This is a genomic window from Streptomyces sp. NPDC001890 (genome assembly GCF_042891445.1).
Classification (GTDB): Bacteria; Actinomycetota; Actinomycetes; order Streptomycetales; family Streptomycetaceae; genus Streptomyces.
On record NZ_JBIATE010000003.1, the window covers coordinates 106,967 to 128,009 of the forward strand.

The following is a 21,043-nucleotide window of genomic DNA, read 5'->3' on the forward strand; positions in this document are numbered from 1 at the left end:
CAGCAGAGCGTCAGGGCGCCATGCTGAGTTCCCAGAACCGGAAGACGGTGGACGTGTCCAGGCAGTTCTGCAGGCCCCGGACCTTCTCGTTGGCGACCGCGTACTGCTTTCCCTGCCAGAGCGGCAGGAGCGGCAGCTGACGCGCCACGATGTCCTGGAGCTTGATGAACGCCGACCGGGCGTTCGAGCGGTCGGTCATGGACGAGGTCTCCGGGATGATCTTCTTGGTGATCTCGCTGTTCTCGTAATTGTTCGACAGGACGTTTCCGTCGCCGAAGAACGGCTGGGTGAAGTTGTCGGGGTCGGGATAGTCAGGAACCCAGCCCTTGACGTAGACGCCGAACTTGCCCTCGGCGATGCCCTTTTCGTACTGGTCGAACGGAACGGACTTCATCCCGGCCTCGAACAGTCCGCTCTTGTTCAACTGATCGGCGATGGTCTGGAGTTCGTCGTCGGTCGCCGGACCGTAACGGCTCGGCGTGGACCAGAGGGTGAGTTTCACCTTCTCGGTGATCCCGGATTCCCTCAGCACATCCTTCGCCTTCTGCGGCTGCGGGCTGTCGCCGTAGGTGTTGAAGAAGGAGTTGCCGTGCCCGGTGATGCCGACCGGGACGATCGAGTAGAGCGGCGTGGCCGTGGACTGGTAGACCTGGCTGACCAGGGCGTACCGGTCGACGAGATAGGCGATGGCCTTGCGTACGGCGAGCTTGCCGATCACCGGGTCGGAGACGTTGAAGACCATGTGCTGGACTTCCGCGCTGCTTCCCTGGACGACCTCGATGCCGTCCTTCTCCGCGCTGGGCGAAGTGTCCAGGGCGGCGACCGTCTTGGCGGTGAGACCTCGGTACGCGATGTCGACCTCGTCCTCCTCCAGCGCGGTCTTGAGCGCGTTCTGGTCGCCCTGGAAGAGCTTCATCGTCACGCCGGAGTTCTTCACCTCGGCGGTTCCGTGATAGCCGGAATAGACCGAGAATTCAGCCTTCGTCTTGTCTATGGAGTCCAGTTTGTAAGGGCCGGAACCGACCGTCTCGCCGCCTTCGAGCAGCTTGTCCTCGGGATAGACCTGGCGGTCCACGATGGAGCCGGCACCCGATGCGATCTTGCTCGGGAACGTGGCGTCGGGAACCTTGAGGCGGAATACGACGGTCTTGTCGTCCGGGGTCCTGATCGACGAGATACCGGAGAGCAGCGGTGCCGGTCCCGCCGGGTCGTTGATCTTGATCGCCCGGTCGAAGGAGTACTTGACGTCCGCCGAGGTCAGGCTGTGGCCGTTGCTGAACTTCAGATCGTCGCGCAGGGTGCAGGTGTAGGTCCTGCTGCCGTCCGAGAAAGCGCACTCGTCGGCGGCCTCGGGCACCGGTATGGAGCTCCCGGGCGGGAAACTCAGCAGCGACTGGAAGACGTTGTTGAACAGCAGCCAGGACCCGGGGTCGTACCCGGCGGCCGGATCGGTCGCCAGGATGTCGTCGGACATGCCGACGACCATCGTGTCCTCGCTGTCGAATGGCCAGATCTGGTCCTCCGAGCCACAACCCGCCAGCAACAGCACCACCGCCACTCCCCCTGAGAGCAGAGTGGCCGACCGCCTCGTACGAACCTTCACAGAACGTGCCTCATACTCTCGGCCGGGAACGTGGGGCTCCCCGGACAACCGGATCAGGTCAAGAACTACTGCGAACGTCGCGACCGTCCAGCACTGTCGGCCCGGCCGTGCGCGGTTGGTGCGGACCGAAAGCCTGCCTGGACATGGTGTTCACCAGGGTTCTTCGTGGTGACCGACTGCCGAATGGCAGCTGATGAACGATGCGGGGCAGACCATGATCGGCCTCGTGGTGCGTTGACAATCTAGTAGTACGCAGCGCTGTGTGGTGGCACATCATGCGACAAAAATCTTCACCCGCAACCGGTGCCACGGACACAAATGGCTGGTATCCAACTGTGCCGACCGACCGACCGACCCGGTCACCGCGGCGACACCCCTGATCAGCGAACTCTTCACGGACAAACACCGCTTGACCGGTCCGGCCCGACGGCCCCGCCTACGGCCGGAAGTACTCCGACATCAGGCCGCTGACCCATTCCGGCTGCTTGATGTCCACGGGGCTGAACTCCACCATCGCCGGCTTCAGGTCGATGACCGGGGTGCCCGAGACCGCGTCGAGGCCCACCACCGTCAGTTCGCGGCCGTGGACGGATTCGACGGCGCAGCACGTCACCCCGATGCGGTTCGGCCTGCGGGGTCCGCGGCCGGCGAACACGCCGACGGGCGGAAGGTCGGACCGGCCGCGGTAGGGGCGGGGTTCGCGGTAGTCGTCGGGCTCCGGGAACCGGTCGAAGACGAAGAGGACCTCCACGTGGGAGAACCCCTCCAGGCCCTGGAGAGCTGCCTCGCCGAAGCGCTCGTCGATGGTGATCGTGCTGCGGACGGCACCCCAGTTGTCCGTGTGCTGGACATCCGTCCGGTCGTTCCGGACCGTACCTATCGGTGTGATCTCGAAGCTCGCCATGACCGGAGGCTATCCCCGCCGCGCCACCCGTACCGGCGTCGAGGCACGGGAAGCCCCGGCAAGTGGGCCGCGTGTGCTCAGTCGCCGGAGTAGCCCCAGAAGTAGATCTCCCGCGGCTCCCCCCGGTCGTCATGGAGCACGGCGCACCGCCCGTACCAACGCCAGTGATCGAACTCCTCGAACCTCGGCACGTGCGCCCGGGTGAGCTTCCGCGCGCCCAGGACCCGCAGCGCCTCCTCCTCGGTGACCTGTTTGACCGTGCCGTAGTCGGGCTGCTCCTCCGCTCCGATGATCCGGAACATGTCGAGGATCGAGTGCGTCCCGTCGTGCTGCACGAGCTCGTGCTCCCACAGTTCCTCCTCGCTCTCGGGCCACGGCAGCCGATCCCCCTCGGGCAACCAGTCGCCGCCCGGCCCCCAGTAGTACTCCCGCTCCTGGAAGACCTTCCGCCGCAACCCCTCGAACGCCCCGACGAGATCTTCCTGATACGGCACGGAGTAGTCCCACCCCGAAGCGCCCATCCGCCGTCCTCCCCACACAGCTCTGCCTGCCAGAACAGCCGGACGCTAACAGCGGCCACTGACACCACCGGGTGGACGGCGCTCCACGACGAAGGGGCGCCCCGTTCCCGGGACGCCCCTTCTCATCGGCATGCTCGCCTCATCCTCATCGGCATGCTCGCCTCATCGGCGTGCTCGCCGAACTGCTGCGGTGGGTGTGGGATTTGAACCCACGGTGACTCGCGCCACGACGGTTTTCAAGACCGTTCCCTTAGGCCGCTCGGGCAACCCACCCCTGCTCCGCCCGCCTGTGACGGAGCGCCTACAGCGTACCGGTAGTCGGCCGTCGCCCGGATGCGCGGGAGGGCCCCGCGGGTGCGGGGCCCTCCCGGCGTCGGGCGCTGTGGCCGATCGGCCGGGTCAGCTGTCGCCGCTGCGCTCCCCGAGGGTGACCTCGGCCGTCCCCGTCCGGCCGTCGCGCTCGTAGGTCAGCGTCACGCGGTCGCCGGGCTTGTGGGTCCAGATCTCGCCGATCAGGGTCGGGCCGCTGTCGATCGTGGTGTCGTTGAACTTCGTGATGACATCGCCCGCCCTGAGGCCGGCCCGGTCCGCGGGGCCGTCCTTCGACACCGCCTCCGTGCCGCCCGCCCCCTGGTCGGAGATGACCGCGCCGCCGCTCTTCTCGTCCATGGTGACCGTGGCACCGATCACCGGGTAGACCGGCTTGCCGGTCTTGATCAGCTGCTGGGCGACGTTGGTCGCCTGGTTGATCGGGATCGCGAAGCCGAGGCCGATGGAGCCCGCCTGGGTCTGGCCGACGCTGCTGCCGGTCGACTGGATCGCCGAGTTGATGCCGATGACCGCGCCGCGGGCGTCGAGCAGCGGGCCACCGGAGTTGCCCGGGTTGATCGAGGCGTCGGTCTGCAGGGCGCTCATGTACGAGTTGCTGCCGCCGGAGCCGTCACCGGAGGCGACCGGGCGGTTCTTGGCGCTGATGATGCCCGTGGTGACCGTGTTGGACAGGCCGAACGGAGCGCCGATCGCGATCGTGGAATCGCCGACCGCGACCTGGTCCGAATTGCCGAGGGAGAGCGGGGTGAGCCCGGACGGCGGGTTCTTCAGCTTCAGCACGGCGACGTCGTAGCCCTGCGCCCGGCCGACCACCTCGGCACCGTATTTCTTGCCGTTGGAGAACGTCACCGTGAGCTGGCCGCTGTCCGCCGCGGAGGCCACCACGTGGTTGTTCGTGAGGATGTGGCCCTCCTTGTCGTACACGAAGCCGGTGCCCGTACCGCCCTCGCCGTCGCCGCCCTGCGCGTCGATGGTGACCACGCTGGGCAGCGCCTTGGCGGCCACGCCCGCGACCGTGCCGGGATCGCGCTTGAGGTCCTGCGGATTGGTGGAGGCCGAGACCGTGGTCGAGCCGGAGCCGTTGCGGTCGGCCGCCCAGTAGCCGAAGGCGCCGCCGATGCCGCCTGCGATCAGCGCCGCGGCTGCCACCGCCGCCACCAGGCCGCCCATGCCGCGCTTGCGCGGGCCTTCGGGGGCGTACGGCTGGGACTGCGCGCCCCAGACCGGGCCGCCACCGCCCGCACCGTGGGAGGCGTACGCGGGCACGGTCGGCGGGGCCGGAGGCGGCCAGTTGGCTTCGGCGGCCGACTGCGCCTGCGGTGCGTAAGGGGTGGTGTGGGTCTGGGGCTGCGGCGCGTGGGGAGGGGCGGTGGGCGGCTCGGCCGCCTGGGCGGGGGTGGACTCGGGCGGGCTCCCGGGCGCCCCCTGGGGAGCATCGGCCGGCACTGGAGGTGCGGACGGAACGGACGGAACGGCTTCGCCCGCGGTGCCCTCGTTGCCCTCGTTCTCTGTGCTCACAGCTCTTTACTCCTCGGGTTCCACATCATTTTCGGCAAGAGATCCGCTGTGTACGTGTCCGGTAACAGCTTTTCCCAAGGCACGTCAGGCCACTGTAAGCAGGACCTGTGCATCCGCACACCAATCTTTACATCGGTCAAAACGGTCCCCCGGTGCAAGACGCACCGCAGGGTGCGCCTCGGCCGCGCCCCGGAGGTGCGCGCTTGCGCCGTGCAACGTGCTCACAGCGGTCGCCCGACGGTGACACGATGACGCCGTGACCCACGCACGGCAGCAATCCACGCCCCACCCCATCCAGGTCATCGCGCACCGGGGCGCGTCCGACGACGCCCCCGAGCACACCCTGGCCGCGTACCGGAAGGCGATCGAGGACGGCGCCGACGCCCTGGAGTGCGACGTACGGCTCACCGCCGACGGCCACCTCGTGTGCGTGCACGACCGCCGGGTGAACCGCACGTCCAACGGCCGCGGCGCGGTCTCCGCCCTGGAACTCGCCGAACTCGCCGCCCTCGACTTCGGCTCCTGGAAGGACCGCGAGGAGTCGGAGTCCCCGGACTGGGATCCCGTGCCGGGGGAGCTCACCTCCGTACTCACCCTGGAGCGGCTGCTCGAACTCGTCGTCGAGACCCGGGCGGCCGGCCGTCCGCTCCAGCTGGCCATCGAGACCAAGCACCCCACCCGCTGGGCGGGCCAGGTCGAGGAGCGGCTGCTGCAGCTGCTGAAGCACTTCGAGCTCGACGCGCCCCCGGCCGATGGTCCGTCCCCGGTGCGCATCATGAGTTTCTCGGCGCGCTCGCTGTACCGCATCCAGGCCGCGGCCCCCACGCTGCCCACCGTGTACCTGATGCAGTTCGTCTCGCCACGGCTGCGCGACGGACGGCTGCCGGCCGGGGCCCGTATCGCCGGTCCGGGGATGCGGATCGTACGCAACCACCCCGGATACATCGACCGGCTGCACCGCGCGGGGCACCGCGTGCACGTCTGGACGGTGAACGAGCCGGCGGACGTCGAACTCTGCGTCGGTCTCGGCATCGAGGCGATCATCACAAACCGCCCAAAACAGGTTCTGTCACAACTGGGACGCTCTTAACATCAGTTACACGGAGTGCACCGGCGCATTCGAACCGTATTCGATCGTTACGAGTGCGTCACCGGCAGTCCATTGGCCGGTTTCCGGTCCAGCCCAGGGGGGCATCCACACCGTGGCGTGGGGCAAAGGAGGTCTCGGGGGTGGCGTTGGTGGTGGCACAGGAAGTGCCCACGTCGTCGAGCATGGCCGTACCCCATGGCCCTGCGGGCGTGGGCCAGGCGCGGCACCGGATGCGCGAGCAGTTGCGCAGTCACGGGGTGTCGGATTCGGTCGTCGACGATGCAGTACTGATTCTTTCCGAACTGCTCAGCAATGCCTGTCGGCACGGCAGGCCACTGGGCCGGCACACGGATGTGGGTGACGGCGACGTCCGCGCCGCGTGGCGCGTCGACAGAACGGGTGGGCTGACCGTCGAAGTGACGGACGGCGGCGGTCCGACCCGTCCGGTTCCGGCCACCCCTTCGGTGACGGCGCGCGGCGGCCGCGGACTCAACATCATCAGCGCGCTGGCCGACGAGTGGGGCGTACGCGACAGCTCGTCCGGTGAAGTGACCGTGTGGGTCCTGGTCAACGAGGGGCACGGGCAGCAGTCCGGGGTGCCGGGTGCGGGTGTTGCGGGGCCGGGTGCGGCAGGACCGGGGGCGGCAGGGGCGGACATGCCGGGGCCCGGTGTTTCGAGAGCGGGCGTTGCGGGAGCGGGCCTTTCGGGGCTCGACGCGTTCGGCTTCGCGGACGCCTTCGACGACGTGGGCTGACGTTCCGGAGCGGATACCGACCACCGGCACACGCGTGGGCGCGTGGCACGTGTGTCCCGGACGCGACGGGGACGGCTAGGCTCGCGGCCCAGACCGCACTGTCGCAATCGGGAGAAAGCCCACCATGGCCAAGAAGCGCCCTCAGACCAAGGCCGGGAAGCAGCAACTCAAGGACGGCGAGATCCCGGTGGTCGGGGCTCGCGAACCCTGCCCGTGCGGTTCGGGCCGCCGCTACAAGGCGTGTCACGGCCGCGCCGCCGCCCAGGCCGTGACCGAGCTCGTCCACCGTCCCTTCGAGGGGCTGGCCGGGGAGTGCGACTGGGTCGCCCTGCGCGAACTGGTACCGGCCGCCACGGTGGCGCTGACGCTGAAGGACGGACTGCCCGAGGGCGTGCCCTCGGTGACGCTCGCGACCGTGCTGCCGATGGCCTGGCCCGCGCTCCGTCGCGACGACGGTTCGGTGCTGCTCGCCCTGCAGAACGACACCCCGTCCGGTGACCTCAGCCGTGACCTCGCGGGCACCCTGCTGCGGGCGCTGTCCGCCGAGCCCGGTTCGCCCGTGGCGGCGCAGCGCGTGCCGGCCGACGGCCCCCGGCTGCAGGACGTGCTCGACCCGGGTGCGACGTTCGAGCCCACCGTCCACTCCGGCTTCGAATTCTGGGTGCCGGACGCGGAGAACGCCACGCCCGAGGTGTCCGCCTCCCTGGAGCGCGCGAACGAGGCGGCGATCCCGACGACACGGCTCGCCGGCGTGGACGCCGCCTACTGGTGCGAGACTCCGGAGAAGAACCACCTTCGCTGGGTCATGCCGCACGCCGAGGAGCGGCTGCTCGACGCGCTCGCCCGGCTGCACGCCGCCGGCACCTCCTCGCTGGGCGAGGGCACCAGGCTGGTCGGCTCCTTCCGGGCGCACGGACTGATGGTCCCGGTCTGGGACCTGCCGAGCGCGATGGGTGCCGAGGAGTGCGAGAAGCCCGCAGCGGAGTTCGCGGAGCGACTGACCGAGGCGCTCGCCTCGGACGCTCCGCTCACCGCGGAGGAGAGGCGGGCTCGCGGCGGGCTCACCAACCGACAGGTGACACTCAGCTGACAGTGACGAAACCCCGGACTCACCGGGCCCGTCAGGTGACTCGCGTCACAACTCGCCGTACTCGCAGGTAAATCGCTGTCCGAATACGCGAGATCGAATTTGCGAACGGCAGATCTCTTGTTACCGTTCTAGAAGCCCGGTCGCTGGTGCATCCCCCGTCGCCAGCGATCGGGCATCCTCATTTCCGGATGCGGCGCACAGCGCACCACACGGCGCACGAGCCCGCGCACGAGCGCGCGCAAACCTCTCGTCGATACGCCCCGGCTCATCGGTCACGGCGGCCCGCATCCCCCAGCATCCTCTGCTCCGCCCCGGCCCCTCACCTTGCCCGCGTACGGCCCGAACCGTGCACGGCACGAACCGCGTACGGCACGACCGGTCCCGGACAGGCACCCGACCGGGCGCCGGTGCCGGGTTCCGGAAGCCAGGGGCCGGGTTCCGGAAGCCAGGACTGGACGATCTTCGCGCAATGCCTCCACCGCCTCCGTTCCACACCAAAGAACACTCGAATAAATATTCGAGCAACCTGGTCGGCGGCGTTCCGGAAGGGTCATCAGAAAGCCTTCCGCCGTCGAACTTCGCAACGGCGGAAGGCGAAGACTTTGCATTTGCGCGGCAAGAACCGAGATCGGAACCGGGAGCCGTTTGCGACATGCGGAAACCGATCACCGGATAATGACGAGTCTCAACAGTCGACGGCATCCGGCGGACCGTCAGATATCCCGGCGGAATACCGGGCCGACGCCATTCGCCCCGGCACTCCGCCGGTACTCGTCAGTACGCGAGCCGGCTGCCGCCGTCCGGTGCGCCGCTGCTCGCCTCGACCAGCGCGTCCAGCACCGCCCCCACGTCCGGCAGCCACGGCGCGTCCGTCGCCGGGGCCCGCTCCCAGCGCACCTGCCCCGCACCCACCTCGGACGGCGGGAGGACGAGATAGCCGCCCTCGCCGTGGAAACGCAGCGAACTGGGCACCCGGTCCTGGGCGTGGAGCAGCTCACCGAGCCGTTCGAGGCTGTACGGGGCGACCAGCAACGACCACCGCGTCGGCGTCGCCACCACGGGACCGAGCCGCACATGCATCCCGTCCAGCTCCACCAGCGCGCGGGCGGCGGCCACGGCCGGCAGGCTCAGCGCACACGGGGCGCGCCCACCGGTGGCCAGAAGGATCGGGGCGGTGGGCCGGTTGGTCCACCACCAGCGCACCATGCGCTCGTCGGTGGTCGCCGCGAGGAGACCGGGATCGAAGGGGTGTGCGCCGGGCACGGCGCACTCGGGATCGGGACAGGCACAGCCGCGGCCACGGTCTCCGCGGGCACCGGCCGCCTGCAGTCCCACTCCGGGGAGCACGGGCCACCGCCATGCGGTGGCACAGGTCAGGGCCGCGTCGAGCTGGGCGGGCCTTCCCCTGCGCCGGAGCCGGAGCCTGCGTCGCCTTCCGAGGATCTCGCGCATGAGCGCTCGTTCCTTTCCGTTGAACGCCGAGGGTCCACATCACACCACGTGCGAGTTGCTGTACGTGTGCATTACTTCACTGTGCGTACATGCTCTTCGAATCTGCGGTACGGGTGGGTCGTCGGTACCGAGCATGGGCCGAGCCGAGTCGAGCAGGTGCGAGACGGGTCCGGACGGATGGGTCCGGACAAGCGCGGCGAGGGGCAGCGCGCATGTCGCGCCTGCCGTACCAAGGTGCAAACCCCGCCACTCGGGGGTGGGTGCGTGGCCGTCACTGGAGAGGACGTCCGGGCCCGCTGCCGGGTTCCGGGGCGATCAGAACTGCCCCTGGCCTTCATCGATTACGTACCCAGCATGCCCGAAATGACGCTCCTCCGGGACTTCACCCCGAGAACACCCCCTGTTCGAGCACACCCAGTCGACCGCAAATAGTTACCCACGGGTGCGTTTTTTGGCCAACCTTGATGGCCTCTCTGACACCACAAATCCCGTGGTGACAATGCTGGACATCGCCTCACTTGTGCGTGTACATGTGGTGCACGTGTACATGCGGATGCACTGATAGCGACGCAGAATGACATGGGGGTTTGCGATGCTATTCGACGAAACGCACAGGTCGGAAAGTCGGCAGCCATGAGCGCCCCACACCTCCCGAAAGTGGCTGGAATCGATCCCACAGTTCCGGTTTCAGCGCACACTGCCGGGTCTCTGTCCGAAGTGCCCCCCGCCCCCGGGTCCTTCATCCAGGACCGGCTCGCCGGCTGGATCTCCGACCTCACCACATTGCACGAACTCACCGAGCGGCTGGCCAGAACCAGCACGCTCGACGACGCGCTCCACGAACTCCTGGACGCCGGGGCAGCCCTGGTCGGCGCCCGCCGCGGCCTGGTCGTCTTCGAACCGTCCGACCACCGCGGCCCCGTGTCCACCATCGGCCTCGGGCTCGCCCATGCCGAGATCGGGCAGATCGAGACGGTTCCGCGCACCGCCACCTCCTACGGCCGGATCCTGGAAGGGCTCCCGGACACCGAAGGAGCGCTGACCACCCCCGACCTGCTGGGCGACCCCGGCCTGGACCCCCGCCGCCGCGAAGTCGCCGCCCGGCTCGGATACGCCGCCAGCTACGCCGTACCGATCACCGCCGACTCGGCCGGCAGGCTCGGTGCGGCCGTCTGGCTGTACGACGAACCCGCCGAACCCCTGGAGCGCCAGCGCCATCTCGTCGGCCTCTACACCGGATACGCCGGTGAGCACCTGGCCAGGCTGCTGGAGCTGGAGCGGGCCAGGGCCGATGTCTCGACCGTCATGGAGGAGCTGCTGCCCAGCCGGCTGCCCCGGGTCCCCGGCGTACAGCTGGCCGCCCGCCACCGCGGGGCGGCGCAGGGCGGCGGCGACTGGTACGACGCGCTCGCCCTGCCGGAGGACGCGCTCGGTCTCGCGGTGGGCTCGGTGAACGGCTCCGGGCCGAGCGCCCTGGCCGCCATGGGACGGCTGCGGGCAGGTCTGCGGGCGTACGCGGTGATGGAGGGCGAGGATCCCGTCGCCGTGCTCTCGGATCTGGAACTGCTGCTGCGGCTCACCGAACCGGCCCGTACGGCGACCGCCCTGTTCGCGTACTGCGAGCCGGCCGAGCGCAAGATCCTGCTGGCCGGCGCGGGCCACGCCCCGCCGCTCCTGATCGGCGACCGGCGCACCGAATTCATCGAGACCTCGGTCTCCGCGCCGCTGGGCATGCTCGCCTGCTGGGAAGCGCCCAGTGTGGAGATCACCCCGGCGCCCGGCGAGACCGTACTGCTCTACACCGACGGACTGCTGCGCCGTACCGGCGTCTCGACGGACCGGGCGTTCGCGCGCCTCCACTCGGCGGCCGCGTCCGTGCCGAAGGCCGCGCGCCACGACGCCGGAGCCGTCGCCGACCATGTGCTGCGCACCGTGCTGCCGGACGGCCTCGACCGGAGCGACCGCGCTCCCGACCCCGGTGACAGCGCCGAGGACGTAGTCGTACTGGCCGCGCGTTTCGACTGAGCGACACCAGGTCCCGCGGGGTTTCCCGCCCCGTCCGCCTGCCCCGGTCCTGCCATGTAACAGGTCTTCCGGCCCTGTGCCCCCTTCCGCACGCCCGTACGATGGACGGGGTCCAGTGTCGTATCAAGGAGAGACAAATCGTGGCTGAGGAGCTCACCCCGGAGAACCCGGAGACCGAGGAAGAAGAGACGGTCAAGCAGCGGAAGAACGGCCTGTACCCGGGCGTCTCCGATGAACTCGCCGCGAACATGAAGTCCGGTTGGGCCGATACCGAACTGCACGGCCTCGAACCGGTCGCCCAGGCCGAGCACACGGCCGCCCGCCGCGCCGCGCTCTCCGCGCGCTTCCCCGGTGAGCGGCTGGTCATTCCCGCGGGCAACCTGAAGACCCGCTCCAATGACACCGAGTACGCCTTCCGCGCTTCCACCGAGTACGCGTACCTCACCGGCGACCAGACCCAGGACGGCGTCCTCGTGCTGGAGCCGACCGTGGACGGTCACGAGGCGACCATCCACCTGCTGCCGCGCTCCAACCGCGAGAACGGCGAGTTCTGGCTCGACGGCCAGGGCGAGCTGTGGGTCGGCCGCCGCCACTCCCTCGCCGAGGCGGAGCAGCTGCTGGGCATCCCGGCGAAGGACGTGCGCGAGCTCCCCGCCGCACTGACCGAGGCCACCGGTCCGGTCCGCAACGTCCGTGGCCACGACGCCGGCATCGAGGCCGCGCTGACCGACAAGGTCACCGCGGAGCGCGACGAGGAGCTGCGCGTCTTCCTGTCCGAGGCCCGGCTGGTGAAGGACGCCTTCGAGATCGCCGAGCTGGAGAAGGCCTGCGACGCCACCGCGCGCGGTTTCGAGGACGTCGTCAAGGTCCTCGACAAGGCCGAGGCGACGAGCGAGCGCTACATCGAGGGCACCTTCTTCCTGCGTGCCCGCATCGAGGGCAACGACATCGGCTACGGCTCGATCTGCGCGGCCGGCCCGCACGCCACCACCCTGCACTGGGTGCGCAACGACGGACCGGTGCGCTCCGGCGAGCTGCTGCTGCTCGACGCCGGCGTGGAGACCAACGACCTCTACACCGCCGACGTGACCCGCACCCTTCCGATCAACGGCACCTTCACGCCGCTGCAGCGGAAGATCTACGACGCCGTGTACGAGGCGCAGGAGGCGGGCATCGCCGCCGTCAAGCCCGGCGCCGCCTACCGCGACTTCCACGACGCCGCGCAGCGGGTGCTCGCCGAGAAGCTCGTCGAGTGGGGCCTGCTGGGCGATCTGACCGTGGACAAGGTCCTGGAGCTGGGACTCCAGCGCCGCTGGACGCTGCACGGCACCGGTCACATGCTCGGCATGGACGTCCACGACTGCGCCGCCGCGCGCACCGAGACGTACGTCGACGGAACGCTGGAGCCGGGCGTCTGCCTCACGGTCGAGCCCGGTCTGTACTTCCAGACCGACGACCTGACCGTGCCGGAGGAGTACCGGGGCATCGGCGTCCGGATCGAGGACGACATCCTCGTCACCGAGGACGGCAACCGGAACCTCTCCGACAAGCTGCCGCGCCGGTCCGACGAGGTCGAGGAGTGGATGGCCCGGCTCAAGGGCTGATCCCCACGCGCCGGAGGGCGCTCTGCTCAGGACACCATGAGCAGGGCGTCCTTCCGCCATTTCAGGACCTTGTCGAAGCTGACGACGGCGCCGCGGCCGGGGCGGTTGCCGAAGTGCACGTGGTCGGCGAGCTGCTCGATCAGGCACAGCCCCCGGCCGTCCTCGGCGCCGAGCGGCGGGTACTGCCGGGGTTCGTACGGCTGCGCCGCCGTACGAAGAGGGCTCCGGGCAGGGAAGCCGGGCCCCGAATCGGCGACCTCGATGCGGCACTTCTCGCCGTCCAGATAGGCGGTGACCCGGTACTGCGCCGAGGCGGCGCCGGGCAGCTCGTCCCACACGTCCCACGGATCCCGGGTACCGAACTGGTCGCCCTGGCCCTCCTGGTCCTCATGGACGCCGTGGTCACCGCCGTGCTCGACGGCGTTCGCACAGGCCTCGCTGAGTGCGAGCGACAGGTCGAAGGAGATGTCCGGGTCCACGCCCGCGGTCTCCATGGTGCCCAGCAGGAAGCGGCGGGCGAGCGGAACGCTCGCAGCCTCACGCCGCAGATGGAGGGACCACCAGATGCTCATGCTCCAGCCTCCTGGCTGCGGCTCGACATACCGATACCTATTGCCGCGCGGCACCGTTCGTAAGCGCAGACCGGATGTGAGACCGCTCATTCGGCGGATACCAGCTCCACGTGCGCCCGTGTATGCCCGCCGCTGTGCCCGCCGCACACCGCGCGCGTTCGATCCGGCAGGCATGCTCCCTATGGCGCCTTCCATGCGGCACCTTGCACCCGGCACCTTCCACTCGGCACCTTCCACGTGGCACCTTGCACCCGGCACCTTCCACCGGTACGTGCCCAACGGCTCGTTCCTATCGGGCGGAAGGCGACCTTCCGGACCTGCCGTACGGAACCCGGGGGCCCGGTGCGATGATGACCCCGCCATGTCTATGCCGGTCGCACGCGCCGGAGCCGGTCTGCGGCTCCTGAGGACCGCGGTGTTCGCCGCGGTCTGTGTCGCGCTGTCCGCGGCCGGTCACATGCTGGCCGCCTGTGCGCCCGTCCCCTGGTGGACCCTGCTCGCCGGATTCCTGGGGATGTCCGCGGTGGTGGCACCGCTCGCCGGACGCGAGCGTTCACTGCCGTCCATCGCCGCCGCGCTGGCGGGCGGGCAGATCGCCCTGCACGCCCTGTTCGGCATGGGCACGCACGGCACCCCGGCGAACACCGCGACGGGCGACGACTCGTTGATCCGGTTCGCGGCGAGCCTCGTGTGCGGGGCCGGTCCGGCGCAGCTGAGCGCCGCCGAGGCGCACCGCATCGTCACCACCGCGGGCATCGACCCGGCATCGGTGGCGGGCGGCGGCCATCAGCACCTGGCCACCACTTCCGGCACGGATCCGGCCACGCTCGCCGCCCTGCTGCCCGACCTGCCCATGCTGCTCGGCCACTTGCTGGCCGCGGTGGCCACCGGCTGGCTGCTGCGCCGCGGTGAGATCGCCCTGTTCCGGCTGGTCCGGCTGTCCGCGCACGGCGCCCAGCAGATCGCGGCCGGGGCCCGGCTGCGCGCGCTGCGCGCCGCGCTCGCCCTGGTCGACGCCCTGCGCGCCGGGCTTCCCGGCGGCCCGACGACCGGGCCGCGCACCGTCCGTACGGCGGTCGACGCCCCGGCCCCCGCCACCGGGGACCCCTTGCAGCACCAGGTGATCAGGCGCGGTCCGCCACTCTCGTACGCACTCGCTGCCTGACGCGACACCTCCACCCGGCGCACGGACCGCTCGGTTCCGTACCCGGTCGGCACATGCCCGCCGTTCGAGGGGGAGAGGTGTCGTGATGCCGGCGCGCACGCGCGCCGCACCACCTTCCCTACGTGCTTCCGTGGAGTGATACCTGCCATGAACGTTTCCCGCATCGCCCTCGCCGGCGGCGTCGCCGCGTCCACCGTCCTGATCCTCGCCGGAACCGCCTCCGCGCACGTCAGCGTGCAGCCGCAGGGCGAGGCCGCCAAGGGCGGTTACGCCACCGTCAACTTCAAGGTCCCCAACGAGCGCGACGACGCCGCGACGGCCAAGGTCGAGGTCAACTTCCCGACCGACCACCCGCTGGCCTCCGTCCAGCCGCAGGCCGTCCCCGGCTGGGACATCGAGGTGACCAGGAGCAAGCTGGCCAAGCCGATGGAGATGCACGGCCAGAAGATCAACGAGGCCGTCTCCAAGGTCACCTGGACCGCCACGGGCGACAAGGACGAGCGCGGCATCCGCCCCGGACAGTTCCAGCAGTTCCCGCTCTCCATCGGCCAGCTCCCCGAGGACGCCGACCAGCTGGTGTTCAAGGCCATCCAGACGTACGACAACAAGGAAGTCGTCCGCTGGATCGAGGAGCAGAAGAAGGGCGCCGAGGAGCCCGAGAGCCCGGCCCCGGTCCTCGCCCTGACCGCACCCGCCACCGGCGAGCACGGTGCGGCCGCCGACGCCAAGAGCTCCGACACCGGTGCTCAGTCGGCGGACAAGAAGACGACGGCCGCTTCGGACACGTCCGACAGCGACACCACGGCCCGTGTCCTCGGCATCGTCGGCATTGTCATCGGCGTGGCCGGAGTGGCCTTCGGAGTCCTCGCCGGCCGCCGCCGCGCCGCCTGATCCACCGCACCACCCGTACCACCGACCCTCAGGAATCAGTGCTCCATGACTAAGAAAACGGTGCTGGCCGCGGCGTTCGTCGCCGCGGCTGCGCTCACTCTGTCCGCCTGCGGCAGCAGCGACGACAACGCCAAGAAGCCCATCGCCGACGTATCGGTCGAGGCGAAGACCAAGGCCGCGACCGTCCTGGACCAGCCGTTCACCAAGCCGGACCTCGTCCTCACCGACACCCACGGCAAGAAGTACGACCTCCGGGAGCAGACCAAGGGCAAGCCGACCCTGATCTACTTCGGCTACACCAACTGCCCCGACGTCTGCCCGCTCATCATGAGCAACATCGCCATAGCCAAGAAGGCGCTGCCCAAGGCCGACCAGGACAAGCTCCAGGTCATCTTCGTGACCACCGACCCCGAGCGGGACACCCCGTCCTCGCTCGGCAGCTGGCTCAAGTCCCAGGACGCCTCCTTCATCGGCCTCACCGGCGACTTCCCGACCATCCAGGCGGGCGCACGCCAGATCGGCATCGGCATCGACGCTCCGAAGAAGGAGAAGGACGGCACGGTCGTCTCGATGCACGGGTCCCAGGTCATCGCGTTCTCGCCGAAGACCGACAAGGGCTACCTCGTCTACAGCGAGGACACCTCGCCCGACGACTACACCAAGGACCTCCCCAAGATCGTCAAGGGGGAGACCCCGTGAACCGCCGCACCGCCCTCGTCGGCGTCGCCGCCCTCACCGCGGGGCTGACGCTGGCGGGTTGCTCGTCCTCGGACGGCAAGCCGGAGCTGAAGGTGACCGGCGCGTTCATGCCGCAGCCCGTCAGCGACATGGCGGCCGGATTCCTCGTCGTGAAGAACAGCGGCGGGACGTCCGACCGGCTCACCTCCGTCACCAGCTCGCTCTCCGACGACATCACGATCCACGAGACGAAGAACCAGACGATGCGCATGGTGACGTCCTTCGACGTGCCCGCGGGCGGCGAGCTGGATCTGCAGCGCGGCGGAAACCACATCATGTTCATGAAACTCAAGCAGCGGCCCGAACAGGGCGACAAAGTGTCCGTGGAGCTGCACTTCGAGAAGGCCGACCCGATAAAGGTCACCCTTCCCGTGAAGGAGACCACCTACAACCCGAAGAAGCAGTGAGGGACTGACTCGTCATGACAGCCACCGCCCCGCACTTCGGACCGACCCCGTCCACTCCCGCGACACGCCGGCCGCTCGCCGCGGCCGCGCTCCTCGCCGCCCTCGTCGGCATGGTGTTCGCCCTGTTGCTGGGAGGCGCGGGCCCCGCGTCCGCGCATGCCGCACTGACCGGGAGCGATCCGCAGGACGGGGCGGTGGTCGCCACCGCCCCCAAGGAGGTCACGCTCACCTTCTCCGAGCAGGTCGCCGTCGACGAGGACTCCATCCGGATCCTGGACCCCGACGGCAAACGCGCCGACACCGCCGCCACCCCGCGCGATCTGGGGAACGGCTCCCTCACGAAGTACGGCGTCTCGCTGCACACCGGACTGCCCGACGGCACGTACACCGTCGCCTGGCAGGCCGTGTCCGCGGACAGCCACCCCGTGTCCGGCGCCTTCACCTTCTCCGTCGGAGCCCCTTCGAAGACCACCGTGGCGCTCCCGGCGGACCAGGCCGGGGGCGGCCTCGTCGGCACCCTCTACGGCATCGCGCGCTACGCCGCGTACGCCGGCTTCATCCTGCTGGCCGGCGGCTCCGCCTTCGTACTGGCCTGCTGGCAGCGCGGTGCGGGGGCGAGGCCGTTGCAGCGCCTGGTCGTACGCGGCTGGATGACCCTCACCGTCGCCACCCTGGCGATGCTGCTCCTGCGCAACCCGTACACCGGGTCCGGGAAGCTCGCGGACGCCTTCGACCTCGACGGTCTGAAGGCCGTGCTCGACACCAAGCCCGGCGCCGCACTCGTCTCCCGGCTGTTGCTGCTCGGCGCCTCCGCACTCTTCATCGCCGTGCTCTTCGGCGCCTACGCCAAGCGTGAGGACGAGCGCGAGAAGAAGGACCTCACCTTCGGTCTGGCCATCGGCGGCACGGTGATCGCCGCCGGGATCGCCGGTACGTGGGCGCTCGCCGAGCACGCCTCGACCGGGCTCCAGCCCGGCATCGCCATGCCGGTCGACGTGCTCCACCTGCTGGCCGTCGCCGCCTGGCTCGGCGGTCTCACGACCCTGCTGGTCGCGCTCTACCGGACCCCCGACATCGGTGCGGCGGCCGTACGGCGTTTCTCCGGCATCGCGTTCGGCAGCGTCATCGTGCTCGCCGCGACCGGGATCTACCAGTCCTGGCGCCAGGTCGGTACCTGGTCCGCGCTCACCGGCACCGGATACGGGCAGCTGCTGCTCGTGAAGGTGGGGCTCGTCGCCCTCCTCGTCGGGATCGCCTGGACCTCGCGGCGGTGGACGGCACGCCTGATCACGGGCGGGGGCGGCGCGGGGACGGAGGCGGCGGAGGCCGGGGAGTCCACTCCGGCCCAGGCGTCCGTAAGTGCCGAGGACCCGGGGGCTTCCGGGGCCAAGGCCGATGGCGTTTCCGGGGCCACCGACGCTTTCGGGGCCACGTCCGAGGACCCCGCGCGGGCGGCTCAGCTCGCCCGGCAGCAGGCCGCCGTGGCCACCGCAGAGAAGAAGCGGATCCGCGACGCCGACCCCGACCGGTCCGGGCTGCGCCGGTCGGTGCTGGCCGAAGTGGGCGTCGCCGTGGCGCTGCTGGCGGTGACGACCGTGCTGACCTCGACCGAGCCGGCGCGTACCGAGGAAGAGGCGGCCCGCGCATCGACTGCGGCAGCCGCGCCGGCAGCCACCGGCCCGGTCGAGATGAAGCTGCCCTTCGACACGGGCGGCACCAAGGGCAGGGGAACGGTACGGATGGAAATCACCCCGGCCGGTACTGGCGCCAATGAGCTCCACCTCTGGATCGACGGCAGCAATGGAAAGCCCATGGACGTCCCCGAGGTGAAGGTCACCCTCACCCTGGAGTCCAAGGACATCGGCCCGCTCCCTGTCGTCCCCGCCCGGCTGACCGAGGGCCACTGGACCGCCGCCGGCGTCCAGATCCCGATGGCGGGCAACTGGAAGGTCGCCGTGACGGTGCGTACGTCGGACATCGATCAGACGACCGTCGACAAGAACGTGAAGATCGGTTGAGCAGGATCGTGAGCGCAGACAACAACAGGAAGACATCCGGCAGCGTGGACGACGGCAGCCGTGGCAGCGGTGCCGCCAGGGGCGACGGCGCCCCTGGCGACGGCATCTCCCGGCGTCGGCTGATCGGCAGCGCGGGCGCGGCCGGTGCGGCCGGGCTGGTGCTGGGCGCGGCGGGCGGTGCCACCGGCTATGCCGCGACCCGCCCCGACGAACCCACCGCGCTGACCGCGGTCGGCTCCACCCAGGTGATGTTTCACGGGAAACATCAACCAGGGATCACCACTCCGCTTCAGGCGAGCGGCCATCTCGTCGCCTTCGATCTGGTGCCCGGTGCCGGCCGGAAGGAGGCCGCCGCCCTGATGCGCCGGTGGTCGGCCACGGCCGCACGCCTGATGGCCGGCAAGCCCGCCGGGAGCGGCGCGGCGGACGGGCCGGACCACGACACCGGGATCGCGCTGGACGCCGGACCGTCCTCGCTGACCGTCACCTTCGGCTTCGGACGGACCTTCTTCGAACGCACGGGGCTGACCGACCGCCGCCCGCCGGGGCTCGACCCGCTGCCGCCCTTCTCGTCCGACCACATCGACACCGCGCGCTCCAACGGTGACCTCTGGGTCCAGATCGGCGCGGACGACGCGCTGGTCGCCTTCCACGCGCTGCGGGCCGTACAGAAGGACGCCGCCCCGGCCGCCAGGGTCCGCTGGCAGATGAACGGTTTCAACCGCGCGCCCGGCGCCACGGCCCGGCCGATGACCGCCCGCAATCTGATGGGTCAGGTCGACGGCACCAACAACCCGGAGCCGGCCGACAGCGACTTCGACCGCCGCATCTTCGTCCCGGCCGCCCAGGCCGGAGCCGATGCGAAGTACGACTGGCTCGCGGGCGGCTCGTACGTGGTCGTGCGCCGGATCAGGATGCTGCTCGACGACTGGGAGAAGCTCCCGGTGGCACGGCAGGAGCAGGTCATAGGGCGCCGGAAGAAGGACGGCGCCCCGCTGAGCGGCGGCACCGAGACCACCGCGTTGGACCTCGACCGGGCGGGCCCCGACGGCAAGCTCCTGATCCCGGAGAACGCCCACGCCCGGATCTCCGCCCCCGAGAAGAACAGCGGCGCGGCCATGCTGCGGCGCCCCTTCTCGTACCACGACGGCATCTCGGCGGACGGCACTCCGGACGCCGGTCTGCTCTTCATCTGCTGGCAGGCGGATCCGCTGCGCGGGTTCGTCCCGGTGCAGCGGAAGCTGGACCGGGGCGATGCCCTGTCGCCGTTCATCCGGCACGAGGCGAGCGGCCTGTTCGCGGTGCCGGGCGGTGCGGCGGACGGCGAGTACGTGGGGCAGCGACTGTTGGAGTCCTGAGCCACCGGGGCGCATTAGGGTGACGGTATGTCCGCCACGCGCTACGCATATCTCGGCCCCGAAGGCACCTTCACCGAGGTTGCCCTCCGTACGCTCCCGGAAGCCGCCACCCGCGAACTCGTCCCGATGGTCTCCGTACCGGCGGCGCTGGACGCGGTACGCAGCGGGGCCGCCGCGGCGGCGCTCGTACCGATCGAGAACTCCGTCGAGGGCGGCATCACCGCGACGCTCGACGAGCTGACCACCGGCGAACCGCTGATGATCTACCGCGAGGTGCTGCTCTCCATCACCTTCGCCCTGCTGGTGCGGCCGGGTACCAAGCTGTCCGACATCAAGTCGGTCACCGCGCACCCGGCCGCCCAGCCTCAGGTGCGCAACTGGATGGCCGCCCATCTGCCGGACGCCGTGTGGGAGTCGGCGGCGTCCAACGCGGACGGTGCCCGGCTGGTGCAGGAGGGCCGGTACGACGCCGCGTTCGCCGGTGAGTTCGCGGCGGCGACCTACGGCCTGGAACCGCTGGTGACCGAGATCCACGACGCGGAGAACGCGCAGACCCGCTTCGTCCTGGTGGGCCGCCCGGCCCGGCCGGCGGCACCGACGGGCGCGGACAAGACGTCGGTGGTCATCTGGCTGGGCGAGGACCACCCCGGTGCGCTGCTCGAACTGCTCCAGGAGTTCGCGGTGCGCGGGGTGAACCTGATGCTGATCCAGTCGCGGCCGACGGGGGCGGGCATCGGGAACTACTGCTTCGCGGTGGACGCCGAGGGGCACATCGCGGACCGCCGGGTCGGCGAGGCGCTGATGGGGCTGAAGCGGATCTGCCCGAAGGTGCGGTTCCTGGGTTCGTACCCGCGGGCCGGTGTGGCGGTGCAGGACGTACGGCCGCTGCGGGCGGGGACGTCGGACGCGGAATTCACGGAGGCCTCCGACTGGCTGGCCAGAAACCTCGACGGCCGGGGCTGACGGGCGGGGCTGACGCACCGGGCTGACGCTCGGGGCTGA

18 protein-coding genes and 1 tRNA gene are annotated in these 21,043 nt (G+C 70.1%); 12 read left to right on the plus strand and 7 right to left on the minus strand.

Features of this window, described 5'->3' with window-relative positions:
• Nucleotides 1–10 precede the first annotated feature (10 nt).
• The 5 genes from ACFYY1_RS11795 to ACFYY1_RS11815 all read right to left on the minus strand — a co-directional run bounded on the left by ACFYY1_RS11795 (nucleotide 11) and on the right by ACFYY1_RS11815 (nucleotide 4,876).
• Nucleotides 11–1,603, minus strand: a complete 1,593-nt coding sequence (locus tag ACFYY1_RS11795) for an ABC transporter substrate-binding protein (RefSeq protein WP_388583638.1) — start codon at nucleotides 1,601–1,603, stop codon at nucleotides 11–13.
• Nucleotides 1,604–2,039: 436 nt separating this feature from the next.
• Nucleotides 2,040–2,507: an SAM-dependent methyltransferase gene (locus ACFYY1_RS11800; RefSeq protein WP_388583640.1), complete on the minus strand. Its 468-nt coding sequence runs from the start codon at nucleotides 2,505–2,507 to the stop codon at nucleotides 2,040–2,042.
• 77 nt (nucleotides 2,508–2,584) lie between these two features.
• Complete coding sequence (locus tag ACFYY1_RS11805; protein WP_388583642.1) at nucleotides 2,585–3,028, minus strand: hypothetical protein; 444 nt, start codon at nucleotides 3,026–3,028, stop codon at nucleotides 2,585–2,587.
• Between the two features lie 188 nt (nucleotides 3,029–3,216).
• A tRNA-Ser gene (locus tag ACFYY1_RS11810) sits at nucleotides 3,217–3,301 on the minus strand.
• A 126-nt stretch (nucleotides 3,302–3,427) separates the two neighbouring features.
• The gene (locus ACFYY1_RS11815; RefSeq protein WP_388583644.1) at nucleotides 3,428–4,876 is read right to left on the minus strand and encodes a trypsin-like peptidase domain-containing protein; all 1,449 of its coding nucleotides are present in this window, start codon (nucleotides 4,874–4,876) and stop codon (nucleotides 3,428–3,430) included.
• A gap of 256 nt (nucleotides 4,877–5,132) precedes the next feature.
• Between ACFYY1_RS11815 and ACFYY1_RS11820 the strand changes: the two genes are divergently transcribed.
• The 3 genes from ACFYY1_RS11820 to ACFYY1_RS11830 all read left to right on the plus strand — a co-directional run bounded on the left by ACFYY1_RS11820 (nucleotide 5,133) and on the right by ACFYY1_RS11830 (nucleotide 7,811).
• The gene (locus tag ACFYY1_RS11820) at nucleotides 5,133–5,966 is read left to right on the plus strand and encodes a glycerophosphodiester phosphodiesterase (RefSeq protein WP_388583646.1); all 834 of its coding nucleotides are present in this window, start codon (nucleotides 5,133–5,135) and stop codon (nucleotides 5,964–5,966) included.
• Between the two features lie 53 nt (nucleotides 5,967–6,019).
• Nucleotides 6,020–6,721, plus strand: a complete 702-nt coding sequence (locus ACFYY1_RS11825) for an ATP-binding protein (protein ID WP_388583648.1) — start codon at nucleotides 6,020–6,022, stop codon at nucleotides 6,719–6,721.
• Between the two features lie 124 nt (nucleotides 6,722–6,845).
• Complete coding sequence (locus tag ACFYY1_RS11830) at nucleotides 6,846–7,811, plus strand: DUF5926 family protein (protein WP_388583649.1); 966 nt, start codon at nucleotides 6,846–6,848, stop codon at nucleotides 7,809–7,811.
• A gap of 774 nt (nucleotides 7,812–8,585) precedes the next feature.
• Here ACFYY1_RS11830 and ACFYY1_RS11835 read toward each other — a convergent pair.
• On the minus strand, nucleotides 8,586–9,263 hold the full coding sequence (locus ACFYY1_RS11835) for a bifunctional DNA primase/polymerase (protein WP_388583650.1): 678 nt from the start codon (nucleotides 9,261–9,263) through the stop codon (nucleotides 8,586–8,588).
• Nucleotides 9,264–9,896: 633 nt separating this feature from the next.
• Here ACFYY1_RS11835 and ACFYY1_RS11840 point away from each other — a divergent pair.
• Nucleotides 9,897–11,288, plus strand: coding sequence for a PP2C family protein-serine/threonine phosphatase (locus ACFYY1_RS11840; RefSeq protein ID WP_388583652.1), 1,392 nt, complete (start codon nucleotides 9,897–9,899; stop codon nucleotides 11,286–11,288).
• A 140-nt stretch (nucleotides 11,289–11,428) separates the two neighbouring features.
• Complete coding sequence (locus tag ACFYY1_RS11845) at nucleotides 11,429–12,892, plus strand: aminopeptidase P family protein (RefSeq protein ID WP_388583654.1); 1,464 nt, start codon at nucleotides 11,429–11,431, stop codon at nucleotides 12,890–12,892.
• A 26-nt stretch (nucleotides 12,893–12,918) separates the two neighbouring features.
• Here the strand turns inward: ACFYY1_RS11845 and ACFYY1_RS11850 are convergent, their stop codons facing one another.
• Nucleotides 12,919–13,464 carry an ATP-binding protein gene (locus tag ACFYY1_RS11850; RefSeq protein WP_388583656.1) on the minus strand — a complete coding sequence of 182 codons (546 nt, stop codon included), beginning with the start codon at nucleotides 13,462–13,464 and terminating at the stop codon, nucleotides 12,919–12,921.
• A 361-nt stretch (nucleotides 13,465–13,825) separates the two neighbouring features.
• Between ACFYY1_RS11850 and ACFYY1_RS11855 the strand changes: the two genes are divergently transcribed.
• The 7 genes from ACFYY1_RS11855 (at nucleotide 13,826) to pheA (ending at nucleotide 21,004) form a co-directional block, all read left to right on the plus strand.
• Nucleotides 13,826–14,629, plus strand: coding sequence for a hypothetical protein (locus ACFYY1_RS11855; protein WP_388583658.1), 804 nt, complete (start codon nucleotides 13,826–13,828; stop codon nucleotides 14,627–14,629).
• Between the two features lie 147 nt (nucleotides 14,630–14,776).
• Nucleotides 14,777–15,520: a YcnI family protein gene (locus ACFYY1_RS11860; protein ID WP_388583660.1), complete on the plus strand. Its 744-nt coding sequence runs from the start codon at nucleotides 14,777–14,779 to the stop codon at nucleotides 15,518–15,520.
• Nucleotides 15,521–15,565: 45 nt separating this feature from the next.
• The gene (locus ACFYY1_RS11865; protein WP_388583662.1) at nucleotides 15,566–16,219 is read left to right on the plus strand and encodes an SCO family protein; all 654 of its coding nucleotides are present in this window, start codon (nucleotides 15,566–15,568) and stop codon (nucleotides 16,217–16,219) included.
• A complete protein-coding gene (locus tag ACFYY1_RS11870; RefSeq protein ID WP_388583664.1) occupies nucleotides 16,216–16,665 on the plus strand; it encodes a copper chaperone PCu(A)C in 450 nt (149 codons plus the stop codon). Before ACFYY1_RS11865 ends, ACFYY1_RS11870 begins: the two co-directional genes overlap by 4 nt.
• Nucleotides 16,666–16,679: 14 nt before the next feature.
• Nucleotides 16,680–18,683, plus strand: coding sequence for a copper resistance CopC/CopD family protein (locus tag ACFYY1_RS11875; protein WP_388583666.1), 2,004 nt, complete (start codon nucleotides 16,680–16,682; stop codon nucleotides 18,681–18,683).
• Nucleotides 18,684–18,727: 44 nt separating this feature from the next.
• Entirely contained in the window at nucleotides 18,728–20,041 is a 1,314-nt protein-coding gene (efeB, locus tag ACFYY1_RS11880) for an iron uptake transporter deferrochelatase/peroxidase subunit (protein WP_388584669.1), read from the plus strand.
• Nucleotides 20,042–20,068: 27 nt separating this feature from the next.
• A complete protein-coding gene (gene pheA / locus ACFYY1_RS11885; protein WP_351260187.1) occupies nucleotides 20,069–21,004 on the plus strand; it encodes a prephenate dehydratase in 936 nt (311 codons plus the stop codon).
• Nucleotides 21,005–21,043 lie beyond the last annotated feature (39 nt).

Bases quoted from the DNA above. Each gene is read 5' to 3' on its own strand.
- pheA (WP_351260187.1), top strand. From the start codon at position 20,069: ATGTCCGCCACGCGCTACGCATATCTCGGCCCCGAAGGCACCTTCACC.
- ACFYY1_RS11835 (WP_388583650.1), bottom strand. From the start codon at position 9,263: ATGCGCGAGATCCTCGGAAGGCGACGCAGGCTCCGGCTCCGGCGCAGG.
- ACFYY1_RS11805 (WP_388583642.1), bottom strand. From the start codon at position 3,028: ATGGGCGCTTCGGGGTGGGACTACTCCGTGCCGTATCAGGAAGATCTC.
- ACFYY1_RS11855 (WP_388583658.1), top strand. From the start codon at position 13,826: ATGTCTATGCCGGTCGCACGCGCCGGAGCCGGTCTGCGGCTCCTGAGG.
- ACFYY1_RS11840 (WP_388583652.1), top strand. From the start codon at position 9,897: ATGAGCGCCCCACACCTCCCGAAAGTGGCTGGAATCGATCCCACAGTT.
- ACFYY1_RS11830 (WP_388583649.1), top strand. From the start codon at position 6,846: ATGGCCAAGAAGCGCCCTCAGACCAAGGCCGGGAAGCAGCAACTCAAG.
- ACFYY1_RS11800 (WP_388583640.1), bottom strand. From the start codon at position 2,507: ATGGCGAGCTTCGAGATCACACCGATAGGTACGGTCCGGAACGACCGG.
- ACFYY1_RS11865 (WP_388583662.1), top strand. From the start codon at position 15,566: ATGACTAAGAAAACGGTGCTGGCCGCGGCGTTCGTCGCCGCGGCTGCG.
- ACFYY1_RS11875 (WP_388583666.1), top strand. From the start codon at position 16,680: ATGACAGCCACCGCCCCGCACTTCGGACCGACCCCGTCCACTCCCGCG.
- ACFYY1_RS11850 (WP_388583656.1), bottom strand. From the start codon at position 13,464: ATGAGCATCTGGTGGTCCCTCCATCTGCGGCGTGAGGCTGCGAGCGTT.
- ACFYY1_RS11860 (WP_388583660.1), top strand. From the start codon at position 14,777: ATGAACGTTTCCCGCATCGCCCTCGCCGGCGGCGTCGCCGCGTCCACC.